Origin of the sequence: Bacillus ndiopicus (genome assembly GCF_000612805.1) — a bacterium.
Taxonomy (GTDB): domain Bacteria; phylum Bacillota; class Bacilli; order Bacillales_A; family Planococcaceae; genus Metasolibacillus; species Metasolibacillus ndiopicus.
Window position 1 is genome coordinate 288,566 of the sequence record NZ_HG964406.1, and the last position, 11,762, is coordinate 300,327.

The 11,762-nt window shown below is 36.6% G+C and carries 12 protein-coding genes; 1 reads left to right on the forward strand and 11 read right to left on the reverse strand.

Annotated elements, in window-relative coordinates:
- Positions 1–6 precede the first annotated feature (6 nt).
- The 5 genes from lgt to TY13_RS12820 form a co-directional block, all read right to left on the reverse strand.
- Entirely contained in the window at positions 7–825 is an 819-nt protein-coding gene (gene lgt, locus TY13_RS12800) for a prolipoprotein diacylglyceryl transferase (RefSeq protein ID WP_042476582.1), read from the reverse strand.
- Positions 826–840: 15 nt separating this feature from the next.
- The gene (hprK, locus tag TY13_RS12805) at positions 841–1,782 is read right to left on the reverse strand and encodes an HPr(Ser) kinase/phosphatase (protein ID WP_042476584.1); all 942 of its coding nucleotides are present in this window, start codon (positions 1,780–1,782) and stop codon (positions 841–843) included.
- 129 nt (positions 1,783–1,911) lie between these two features.
- Positions 1,912–2,229: a c-type cytochrome gene (locus TY13_RS12810; protein ID WP_042476586.1), complete on the reverse strand. Its 318-nt coding sequence runs from the start codon at positions 2,227–2,229 to the stop codon at positions 1,912–1,914.
- A 45-nt stretch (positions 2,230–2,274) separates the two neighbouring features.
- Positions 2,275–3,129 (reverse strand): YitT family protein, encoded by an 855-nt coding sequence (locus TY13_RS12815; protein WP_042476588.1) that lies wholly within the window; start codon positions 3,127–3,129, stop codon positions 2,275–2,277.
- Positions 3,130–3,176: 47 nt separating this feature from the next.
- On the reverse strand, positions 3,177–4,415 hold the full coding sequence (locus TY13_RS12820) for an EAL and HDOD domain-containing protein (protein ID WP_042476590.1): 1,239 nt from the start codon (positions 4,413–4,415) through the stop codon (positions 3,177–3,179).
- Between the two features lie 375 nt (positions 4,416–4,790).
- Here TY13_RS12820 and TY13_RS12825 point away from each other — a divergent pair, with 375 nt between their 5' ends.
- Positions 4,791–5,567, forward strand: coding sequence for an enoyl-CoA hydratase-related protein (locus TY13_RS12825; protein WP_042476593.1), 777 nt, complete (start codon positions 4,791–4,793; stop codon positions 5,565–5,567).
- Between the two features lie 43 nt (positions 5,568–5,610).
- Here TY13_RS12825 and TY13_RS12830 read toward each other — a convergent pair whose 3' ends face one another.
- From TY13_RS12830 to TY13_RS12850, 6 genes are all read right to left on the reverse strand, one after another.
- Positions 5,611–6,075: an S-ribosylhomocysteine lyase gene (locus TY13_RS12830; RefSeq protein ID WP_042476596.1), complete on the reverse strand. Its 465-nt coding sequence runs from the start codon at positions 6,073–6,075 to the stop codon at positions 5,611–5,613.
- A 19-nt stretch (positions 6,076–6,094) separates the two neighbouring features.
- On the reverse strand, positions 6,095–6,736 hold the full coding sequence (locus TY13_RS12835; protein ID WP_042476597.1) for a DedA family protein: 642 nt from the start codon (positions 6,734–6,736) through the stop codon (positions 6,095–6,097).
- 171 nt (positions 6,737–6,907) lie between these two features.
- A complete protein-coding gene (locus TY13_RS20740; RefSeq protein ID WP_154661604.1) occupies positions 6,908–7,048 on the reverse strand; it encodes a hypothetical protein in 141 nt (46 codons plus the stop codon).
- Positions 7,049–7,094: 46 nt separating this feature from the next.
- Positions 7,095–7,304: a hypothetical protein gene (locus TY13_RS12840; protein WP_042476600.1), complete on the reverse strand. Its 210-nt coding sequence runs from the start codon at positions 7,302–7,304 to the stop codon at positions 7,095–7,097.
- A gap of 331 nt (positions 7,305–7,635) precedes the next feature.
- On the reverse strand, positions 7,636–9,615 hold the full coding sequence (locus TY13_RS12845; protein WP_042476604.1) for a S9 family peptidase: 1,980 nt from the start codon (positions 9,613–9,615) through the stop codon (positions 7,636–7,638).
- A 492-nt stretch (positions 9,616–10,107) separates the two neighbouring features.
- Positions 10,108–11,658, reverse strand: coding sequence for a fatty acid--CoA ligase family protein (locus TY13_RS12850; RefSeq protein ID WP_042476610.1), 1,551 nt, complete (start codon positions 11,656–11,658; stop codon positions 10,108–10,110).
- Positions 11,659–11,762: the final 104 nt, after the last annotated feature.

Below are 11,762 nucleotides of genomic sequence, written 5' to 3' on the forward strand. Positions count from 1 at the left end.
CGCTCCTTATTTATCTAAATAACGTACAACAGGCTTCACTGTCATTCGACGATAAATAATTAGTGCTAAGCCTATTACAACACCGAGAATCGACACAACTTGTGCAGATCGTAAATCGCCGATTAAATACAAGCTGTCTGTACGCAGCGATTCGATAAAGAAACGCCCGATAGAATACCAAATAATATAAAAGAAAAACATTTCTCCACGACGCCAATTAAATTTACGTGCAATTATTAAAATAATGAAGCCAACTATATTCCATAACGATTCATATAAAAACGTTGGGTGTACATAAGAGCCTAAATCTTCAATATACATTTGCTCGATAAGCCAATTAGGTAAAAATAAATTTTCTAAAAAGCTGCGTGATACTTCCCCACCATGTGCTTCTTGGTTGATAAAATTGCCCCAACGTCCAATAATTTGACCGACTAAAATACTTGGTGCAGCAATATCTGCAATACGCAAAAAGCTTACATTACGTCTTTTAGTAAATATATAAGCAGTAATAAATGCCCCAATTAGCGCTCCATGAATCGCTATACCACCATTCCATATTTCAATAGCTCTCATTGGGTTTGCCTTGTAAACATCCCATTCCATCCCTACATAATAAATGCGTGCACTAAGAATGGCAATTGGTACTGCCCAAATAAGCATGTCCGCAATAAAATCTTGGTGAATACCAAGTCGAACTGCCTCTCGCTGTGCTAAAAAATAAGCTAATACGATACCAAGTGCAATTAAAATACCATACCATCGAACTGATATAGGACCGATTGAAAATGCAACCGGGTTAATCGTCATCATAATAAATTCCATTACTTTACTCCTTTACTACTTAAAATCGTCCATTTCTCCATTTGATGCGATAACTGCATCTAATCTACGGGAAAATTCCTCCGCTGCGTTAACTCCCATTTTTTTCAATCGATAATTCATCGCAGCTACTTCAATAATAACCGATACGTTACGTCCAGGCTGCACAGGGATTGTTAGCTTAGTTAGCTCTGTATCGATAATTTTCATTTTTTCTTCATCAAGCCCTAAACGGTCATATACTTTATCAGGGTCCCAAATTTCCAGCTCTACTACAAGCGTAATCCTTTTATATGGTCTAATAGCACTCGCACCAAATAGCGTCATAATGTTAATTATACCAATACCACGAATTTCTAATAAATGCTCTAATAATGGTGGCGGGCTTCCAATAATCATATTTTCAGATTCTTGACGAATTTCTACAGAATCGTCTGCTACAAGGCGATGTCCTTTTTTTACAAGCTCTAGTGCGGTTTCACTTTTCCCTACACCACTTTTACCAAGAATAAGGACGCCGATTCCATAAATATCAACGAGCACCCCGTGAATTGCAGTTGTAGGTGCTAATTCGCTTTCTAAATAATTAGTTAACCGACTCGAAAAATGAGTTGTCGTTTGCTTTGAAACTAATACAGGTACATGATTTTCATTTGATGCCTCAATTAATTCTTTCGGCACTTCCATATTTCTCGAAATAATAATAGCTGGTGTATTGCGTGCACATAGAAGACGCATACGCTCACTTTTCACACTTTCAGGAAGCATTTCAAAAAAAGAAAGCTCTGTTTTTCCAAGTAGCTGTACACGATTTGCTGGGTAGTGAGTAAAATAACCAGCCATCTCTAGCCCTGGTCTTGATATATCGCTCATTGTAATGTAACGCCCAATGCCTTCATGACCACTAATAATTTGCAAATTAAACTTTTCAATTACATCCCTTGTCGTAACTTGAACCATTGGCACAACCTCTCGTTCCTCTATAGTCTTTCTTTATTGTAACATGTTCCAGCTATATTACGGAAAGTGAAGCTCCATAACACACAAAAAAGCCGCTCAGAAAATAGATTCCAAACGACTTTCCATTCATTATTTTTGCTCAGCAAGCCACGCAGCCGCTTTTTCGGCTTCTTCACCTTTAATTAAACCTGGAGGCATACCGTTTGATGTACCATTTAAAATAACATTTAAAATTTCTTCCTCTGATAAACGAGCACCTACATCATTTAATGAAGGTGTATTACGCATACCTTGTAATTGACCACCGTGACAGCTCGCACAGCTTTGCATCACAATTTTTTCACCTTCTGCTTGTGGTGTAGCACTACTATCTTCCTTTTCATTTCCACCGCATGCAACTAAAAATAATGCAGAACCAAAAGCTGCTGTTAATAATAGTTTTTTCATTTAATTTTCTCCTCCTACAAATTACTCCACACAAGTATAGCAAACTTATACACGTTTGAAACCTTCTCCAAGTACCTCATATGCATCTGAAACAACTACAAAAGCAGTTGGGTCGACCATCTTAACAACTTGTTTCAATTTAGTGAACTCAGTCTGATAAACAACAACCATTAACAATGTTTTCTCTTCTCCAGTGTAACCACCGAAGGCAGGGAGTTTTGTTACGCCACGATCCACTTCCTTGTATATTGCATCGCGCATTTCTTTCTCTAGATTAGTAATAATATAAGCCATTTTCGATTGGCTAAAGCCTAGCTGAATAATATCAATTGTTTTCGTCGTTACATATAAACCGATGATCGCATAAAGCCCCTTTTCTAAATCAAATACAAGTGCCGCACTAACAGCAATAATGCCATCAATCATTAATACGCTCGTACCTAAAGTAAGCCCAGTAAATTTTGTAATAATTTGCGCTAATAAATCCGTACCACCTGTCGAAGCTTTTCCTTTAAAAACAAGTCCAAGCCCTGAACCAACAACGATTCCTCCAAAAATGGCTCCTAGTAGCGGATTTAACGTCCACGGCTCCCAGCCACTTGTTGCTATAACAAAGGCTGGTAAGGCAATTGTACCAATAAATGATTTAACACCGAATTTTTTTCCTAAAATCAATACCCCTGCAATAAATAAAGGAATATTAAATGCATACTGAACAATACCTGCATTCCAACCGAATAAACCATTTAAAATCGTACTAATACCACTTACGCCACCTGAAGCAACTTGGTTTGGTAATAAAAAGACATTAAAACCAATTGCAATTACTGCTGCTCCTACAATAACAAATAGATATTCGCTAATTGTATCTTTCACTGTCGACTGTTCACTATTGTTCACAAGGCTTCCTCTTTCTTCATACAAATTTCTCTTTCTTACAAAAATAGTTAACTAATAACCTCTCTTGCCCATTGCTCTGCCTCATCATAAATTTGAAAAACTGTTTCTTGCTTCAAGCCCAATTGAGGTGACAATTCTATTAATTTGTCCCAATCTAATTTATACAATGCTTCACTAAATTGTAAATAAGGCGTCATCTCTGTTTCTACGCCATTAATTGTTTGAAGGATTTCCTCTGATAATGGCATTTTTCTTAAAATTAAATACATTGGGCGCTTTAACAATGCATCAATTAACGATAATAAGCCAATTAAGAAATATTCTGAAAAATTCTTTTTGTAATTAAGTTTTGCAATTTTTTCACATGCTTTTGCGCGAAATAAAGAAGCTGCTACTAATTCATTAAATGCATCTGTTTTTTCGAAATTTTTCAATTCACGCATTGCTAGTAAGTAAACAAGCTTTCGTAGCTCTGATAGCCCTAATAATACAATTGCTTGTTTAATAGACCGCACTTTAGACTTTCTGCGATTTTTTGAACTGTTAATCAGCTGTAAAAGCTTATAGGAAACTGAAATTTCCCTCTCAATATTTGCGGCTAAAATATTGATATCTGGTTCTTCATCTTTTAAAATCGAGATAATTTGGAAATAATTTATTATGTTAGCTGGGATATCGATTGCCTTCATAATTTGCGGCTTTTCAAAGAAGTATCCTTGAAACAACACATAACCAGAATGTATGGCAACATCATATTGTTCACGTGTTTCTACTTTTTCTGCCAAAAGCTTAATATGAGGGAATTTCGACTTTACTTTATTTTCAATTTCCATCCGGTTTAATAATGGAGTAATTAAAAAATCTACCTTGATGTAGTCTATATAATTAAATAACTCATCATAAACAGTTACCCCATCCTTCAAAATAAAGTCATCAAGTGCTATTTTAAAGCCTTTTTCCTTCAGCTCTTTTACACGTTTAACGAGACTCTGTGTTATATTAACGTCCTCCAAAATTTCAATTACAACTTCTTTCGGACTTATATAATCTACTAAAGGACTAAATAATAGCTTCTCTGTAAAATTAATAAATGCAGGTGCACCTTCTGTTACTTTATCTATGCCGATTGTTAAAAATGAATTAATAATAACATCGATTGTTGCCGCATCTGCATCTGTTCCCTCTAGCGGAAATGCATTCATATTTTTACTGCGATATAGTAATTCATAAGAGACAACTTGTTCTTTTTCATTAAAAATCGGTTGCTTACCAATAAAAACTTCCACGCTAAACTCCTCGCTTTTTTATTACTTAATAATTTTATTCATTGTAACCAAACACTCGGACGACTACTTCATTTACAAATGGGATTACTGAAATATGTATACAGCTTTTAATTTACTGATTACAAAATAATATTATTTTCAAAAAAATTATAATATCAATTATATTGAATCTTAATTTAAAAGCCCTTCCTATCAATTAAAATAGGTGCTAACGTACAAATAATAGCAAATTAATAGTCATATTTCAGCAAAATTTTTTAGTTCATTTAATGTTGTTTCTATTATACTTCACACATTGCTCAATTGCTAATTGCCTATATATTCCGAGACATGTAATATAATATTATAGCATATTTAAGGGGGAATTTTTTATTTATGAGCATCATTGAGTATGAGCAACAACAATCTATTGCCTATGTAAAACTAAATCGACCTGATGTCCTAAATGCTTTTAATTTCGAAATGTTAACAGAGCTTCAAGCTATTGTAGAATCAATTCGTATACACCCTGATATTCGCCTTGTCATTATTACAGGCGCTGGCGATAAAGCCTTTTCTGTCGGCGCTGATTTGAAAGAGCGTCAAACGCTACCTGAACCTTTAGTAAAACGAAATTTAAATAAATTCGCTGAGGTATTTAATGCGATTGAAGCATTGCCACAGCCAACTATTTGTGCGCTTAATGGCTACGCCTTTGGTGGTGGCCTTGAATTAGCTCTTGCCTGTGATTTTCGTCTCGCTGCGGAAAATGCTGTTGTCGGTCTAACAGAAACAAAGCTAGGAATTATCCCTGGCGCAGGTGGAACACAGCGTTTACCACGATTAATTGGAGAAACGAAAGCCTTAGAGTTTATTTTGACAGCCAAAAAAATATCCAGTGAGGAAGCGTTAGCTTGTGGATTATTTACTCAAGTAGTAGAGTCGAACAATTTAATGCAGGCTGCTGAAAGCTTTGCAAATGCCATTTTACAAAATGCTCCTATCGCCTTACAGCAAGCAAAATTTGCTGTTAAGCAAGGGATGAAGGTTGACTTGCAAACAGGCCTACAAATCGAGCGTAAAGCATATGAAATTACATTACCAACTGAAGATCGCTTAGAAGCATTAAATGCTTTTGTTGAAAAGCGAGCTCCACAATTTAAAGGGAAATAAACAAAACTAGGAAGTGCAAAAAACGCACTTCCTAGTTTTACTTTTACTCTGCAAAAATCGTTGACCACTCTGCACGTTTTTCAAGCATTTCACGCGCTAATTGTTGTGCACCTTCTAAGCTATGGTTTGCAGCCCAACCACATTGTACTTCATTACATGCTGGCACTTCTGTTGCGTTCACAACATCTTGTAATGTTTTCTCTAAAACATCTAAAATTTCATCGTAATTATCGTGGTTAATGACAGATAAATAGAAGCCTGTTTGGCAGCCCATGGGACTAAGGTCAACAACATGGTCAGAGTGATTGCGAATATTTTCCGCCATCAAATGCTCTATTGAATGAAGAGCATCCATTTTCATAAACGCTTTATTCGGCTGTTTGAAGCGGATATCATATTTATGTACAACATCCCCGTTTTTCCCCTCTTTTACCCCAGCTAAACGTACATACGGAGCAGCTACTTTTGTATGGTCTAAATTAAAGCTTTCTACATTCATCTTTGTCATTTTTCATAACCTCGCTTATTTATTTTTTTCTTCTTGAATTAATTGCACCAATAACCGCTGGTATCACAGAAATGAAAATAATTAATAATAGGACTGTCGAAAAGTTTTCTTTAACAACAGGGATATTACCGAAAAAGTAACCAAGTAATGTACAAATGAATACCCAAGCAAGCGCCCCTACAACATTATACATGATAAAATATTTGTAATTCATACGGCTTGCCCCTGCCACAAACGGAATAAATGTCCGAATAAACGGCATAAAGCGCGCAATGACGATTGTTTTACCACCATGCTTGTTGAAAAATCGCTGCGCTGCGTCCATCCGCTCTTTATTAATTACTCTCCCTAAAAAACTATCAGGTGGAATGGATAAACCAACTGCTCGCCCGATATGGTAATTCACTGTATCTCCAATAATCGCAGCTGCAATAAATACCGCCATTAATAATGGTAAATTAAAGGAGCCTAACGCCGCAAACGTACCTGCTGCAAATAGTAAGGAGTCCCCAGGTAAAAACGGCATTATAACAACGCCCGTTTCAACAAACACAATCGCAAATAAAATTCCATAGGACCAGCCACCAAATTGCTGAATAATTTCCTGCAAATGCTGGTCAATGTGCAAAATAAAATCTATCAAGCCTTGAATAATCGCCATTTATATACTCACTTTCTAATTAATTTATACTCTCTCATTTTAGCATAATATGATTTACTATGCCTTTTATAACATTAATTAGAACGAACTTTTTCATAATATGTTTCAGATAGAAAAAAACTGCATCTTCAAATTTATGAAGTGCAGTTTTTCTTTATTCTTCAAGGGGCTTCAATCCAAATAGGAAGCGTATTTTTCAAGTGCCTGCTGTTTAACCATATCCTCACGTGCCCATTCGGATAATTTTTCTGTAGCATAGCTTGTATTTGCCTTTTGTACAGCCTCTCGTAAAGCGCTCGTTTCATTTTGCAAAGGTACTTTCCTGTAATTATATAATAAGAATCTTTCATTGATTTTCTTAAGAATAACAAGTATTCATTAACTCATAACCCGCGATATAATACGTAATATCTTCGCGTTTATTGTATGCCTCGTTTTCTAAAATTGTTATTTCCATACCACTTTGGACTTCATCACCACTTATAACTTTTTGGACCAAAAAATTAGATAAAGTATAAGCAACATCGATTCGGTCTTCTTGAACAACCTTCTTTCCAATAGCAATCATTTCCGCCCTTTTTCTATAGATGCTAAATCTGGCGTTACATCTGCTTTGGCATCTACAATTAAATTTCGCCCAAATAAACGTTCTTCCATCCCATTATTTATTTCCAAAGATGAACCATCCAATTATAGAAATACATATAACTCCAATAATAATTACTAAGCTTTTTTTCATCAGAGTGCACTACTTTCTAAATTGCAGATTCACATCAACAATTTTCCCCTATAAAAGTGGTATTTAATATTTTCTACCATTATTACTTTATATAAAAAAACAGATTCAGAAAATAGAACTTTTCCGAATCTGCTTTTTTATTTAGGTAAAGATTTTTATATTAAATATACTTCTCAAACCAACCAACAATTTGCTCAAGGCGTTGGATACGTAGGTTTGGTGTTCCTGTGCGTGATAAATTGTGATCGCAATCAGGGAAACGCACGAAGCCTACTTCTTTGCCCATTGATTTTAACGTAATGTAGAATTGCTCTGCCTGCTCGATCGGGCAGCGGAAGTCCTTTTCACTGTGTAAAATTAATAACGGTGTTTCTACATTTTTCGCATATTTTAATGGAGAATGATTCCATAGCTTTTCTACGTCCGTCATATCGCCACCAATTTGCCAATCTGTGAAGTAGTAGCCAATATCTGATACACCAAAGAAGCTGATCCAGTTTGAAATCGAACGCTGTGTTACTGCGGCTTTAAAGCGATTTGTATGCCCTACCGCCCAGTTTGTCATAAAGCCACCGTAGCTACCACCTGTTAAGCCTAAGCGCTCCGCATCAATCCAGTCATAATTTGCTAATGCATAGTCTGTTCCTAGCATAATATCCTCAAAGTCGCCACCGCCGTAATCACCACGAACAGCATCTACAAATGCTTGGCTATAGCCATGGCTTCCACGTGGGTTCACATATAGTACACCATAGCCTTGTGCCGCTAGTAGCTGCATTTCATGGAAGAATGTATTCGCATATAATGTATGAGGTCCACCATGAACTTCTACAATTAGTGGATACTTTTCGCCTTCAACATAGTTCGCAGGCTTCATAATCCAGCCATGTACATCCCAATCCTTAGCGCCTTTATAAACAATTGGCTCTGCTGCTGATAGTGTTATTTCTGCAAGGAAAGCATCATTGAAATGCGTTAACTGCTTGCGCTCACCTGTTGTAATATTATGCTTAAATAATTCACCAGGGAATGTCGGATTGGATACAGCAATTATTGCTTCATTACCGCTTTTCGCTACCGCATAGCCGTAAACATGCTCCATTTCAGGTGTTGCAGGATAAAGCTCCCCTTCTAATGTCGCGTAGTATAAACGAATATCGCCCATTATTGATACTTGGAAATAAAGTGCATTTGTTTCTGTCCATACAACTGCTGGAGCTGCCGCGCCTTGCTGTAAATCTGCAACCGCATAATCACCAACAGGTGCATCTAAACCTTCCGTTAAAGCAATTGTTTGTGCTGTTTCTGTATCATATACATACACTTTGGAATGCGTAGCATTTTTAAATGTTGCATCGCCACCTACATACGCAATATAGCGGTCATCAAACGAATAAGTCGCACCGCCATAGTAGCCGTCCTGATTTACTAAAACTGTTTCTTCCTTTGTCGCAATATCAACTATGTATAATGGTTGACGGAATTCGAAATCTTGATTTTCTGAGCGATTCACACCGATTACAAGCTTTTTCCCATTATGAGAAACACCGCTTAATGAATAATCATGATTACCTTCAGTAAATTGTGTAATTGTGCCATCTAGCGTTACTTCAGCAATATGTGTACTCATTCCTTGCTTGCGTAAACCATTGCCACCTACACCGTCCATTTTATGCTTCATTCTATCAACAATATAAGCTTCTGGTAGCTTTTTATCTTCTTTTTCAACTGCATCGGTAAATGCTGTACCATTTTTTAAGCTTGCTGTTACCCATAGCTTTTCACCGCATGGGCTCCAAAGGTAAGAGCTAACTCCATAAGGGAAATCAGCTACTTTTTTAGCCTCTCCACCGTTGCGATTTAAAATATAAAGTTGATTTTTTTCTTCACGACTAGATAAAAAGGCTACTTGCTTACCATCTGGTGACCATTTTGGACTGCTGACGCGCTCCTTACCAAATGTCCATTGTGTTACTTCTTCACTAGCAAGCTCTACATGGAAAAGGTGCGCATAGTATTTATTATCTTCTTTATCAATCAATGTGCGTACAAACACAGCCTCCTGTTCATTTGGTGCTAACACTGGGGCTGTTACAGATTGCAATGCGTATAAATGCTCTTTTGTTAAAAATTCTGTCATTTAATATTCCTGCTTTCTTGTTGTTATTTCGACCTTCGTAATATTAAGTTTACCACGATACAAATATGTGTCAATATTCTAATAATTATTACTAAAGACTTTTTTTCGGTATCATCACATTTAATCGCATCGATAACAGAGAATAATGCAGAATTCGAGTTATTGTATCTATAGACTAATTTGAAAATATATCAGTGGCTTCTTTGATTTATCGGCGACTTTTTGAATATATCAGCGGCTTTCTTTGATTTATCAGCGAAATTTAAAATATATCAGCGACTTTCTTTGATTTATCAGCGAAATTTAAAATATATCAGTGACTTTCTTTGATTTATCAGCGAAATTTAAAATATATCAGCGACTTTCTTTGATTTATCAGCGAAATTTAAAATATATCAGCGGCTGCCCCCAATTTAACAGAAAAAAAGCTGTCGGGAAAGTTATTGCTTTTTCCGACAGCCTAAACTTCATATTTGCTAAAACAGGTGTTGATTATTTCACTGCCTGTTCTTTTAATGAACGACGTAAAATTTTTCCAGTTGTATTTTTCGGAAGCTCATCGATAATTTCGATGACTTTTGGTACTTTATATTTTGCAATATGCTCGGCACAATATTGCTTTAGCTCCTCAATCGTTGTGCTTTGCTCTTTTAGCACAACATACGCACATACCGCTTCGCCGAAATCGGGATCTGGCAAGCCAATGACAGCGGCCTCCACAATATTCGGATGTGCATAAAGCACTTCCTCAACTTCACGTGGATAGACATTGTAGCCACCTACAATAATCATATCTTTTTTGCGATCAACGATGTAGAAATAATCTTCCTTATCTTTTCTCGCTAAATCGCCTGTATAAAGCCAGCCGTCCTGAATTGCCGCTGCTGTGTCCTCAGGCATTTTATAATAGCCCTTCATAACGTTTGGTCCGCGCACGATTAATTCTCCAACTTCACCAACAGGGACTTCATTCCCTTCAGGATCAACAACTTTATTTTCAACATTAACAATCGACTGACCAATTGAACCCGGCTTGCGCTCTTTATCTAATGGATTAAAGCACGTTACTGGCGAGGCCTCTGATAATCCGTAGCCTTCTGAAATGCGAACATTAAACTTCTGTTCGAAATTATGCAATAGCGATACAGGTAAAGAGGCACCACCTGATACTGCTAAGCGCAATGTTTTAAATGCCGCCACATCCCCTTCAGCAAATTGGTAAAGGAAATTATACATTGTTGGCACACCTGCAAAGACTGTTGCCTCTTGTGCTTTGGCAAGCTCAAAAATTTCGGCTGGGCTAAAGCGTGGTGCTAATAAAATTGTAGCACCTTGTACTAAAGGCGCGTTAACTACAACCGTTAATGCGAAAACATGAAATACTGGCAATGTCGCAATAAATTTGTCTTTATCAGTTACTTTCAAATATGTACCTACATCACGTGCATTTGAATATAGGTTACCATGTGTTAAAATAGCCCCTTTTGGATAGCCTGTTGTACCCGATGTATATAAAATAACTGCATTATCATCTGTTTCTAATGCTACTGGTTGTGCTGTGCCTTCTGTTGTTCTTAATAAAGCTGTAAAAAGAACTGTTTTTGCTTTTGCATTATCACTTAATGCAGCAACTTTCTCCCCTGTGTCTGCTGCTGTTTCGCAAATAATATACTTTTCTACGTTCATAAATACTTGTACACCTTTGTCTACAAGCGGTAACAACATATCAAGTGCCACAACTATTTTGACATCACCGTTTTGAATAATGTATGAAATTTCATCTGGTGTATAAATTGGATTAATCGGAATTACTGTTGCACCGATACGCATCGCACTATAAAGAGAAATTAAAAAATGAGGCGTGTTCCCCAATAATAACGCCACATGATCTCCCTTTTGTACCCCCATATCTTGCAAAGCTTTTGCAAAACGACCTACTGTTTGCTCAAACTCGCTATAGCTTGTATTCTTCCCCATAAAATGATAAGCCGTTTTTTCTGGTTGTTCGAGAGCTTGCTGTCTTACCTTTTCAACTAAATTCAATACACCCATCCCCTTTATCAATTGTGTGCATAGTTAATGCTTTTAGACGAAATTCTTCCTATTTCAGCTAATACCCCTCTGCTGAATCTGAAAAATGAATTATC

What these genes read in the sequence shown, in the direction of transcription:
- lgt (WP_042476582.1), bottom strand. Translation starts at nt 825, where the DNA reads ATGGAATTTATTATGATGACGATTAACCCGGTTGCATTTTCAATCGGT.
- hprK (WP_042476584.1), bottom strand. Translation starts at nt 1,782, where the DNA reads ATGGTTCAAGTTACGACAAGGGATGTAATTGAAAAGTTTAATTTGCAA.
- TY13_RS12810 (WP_042476586.1), bottom strand. Translation starts at nt 2,229, where the DNA reads ATGAAAAAACTATTATTAACAGCAGCTTTTGGTTCTGCATTATTTTTA.
- TY13_RS12825 (WP_042476593.1), top strand. Translation starts at nt 4,791, where the DNA reads ATGAGCATCATTGAGTATGAGCAACAACAATCTATTGCCTATGTAAAA.
- TY13_RS12830 (WP_042476596.1), bottom strand. Translation starts at nt 6,075, where the DNA reads ATGACAAAGATGAATGTAGAAAGCTTTAATTTAGACCATACAAAAGTA.
- TY13_RS12835 (WP_042476597.1), bottom strand. Translation starts at nt 6,736, where the DNA reads ATGGCGATTATTCAAGGCTTGATAGATTTTATTTTGCACATTGACCAG.
- TY13_RS12840 (WP_042476600.1), bottom strand. Translation starts at nt 7,304, where the DNA reads ATGATTGCTATTGGAAAGAAGGTTGTTCAAGAAGACCGAATCGATGTT.
- TY13_RS12845 (WP_042476604.1), bottom strand. Translation starts at nt 9,615, where the DNA reads ATGACAGAATTTTTAACAAAAGAGCATTTATACGCATTGCAATCTGTA.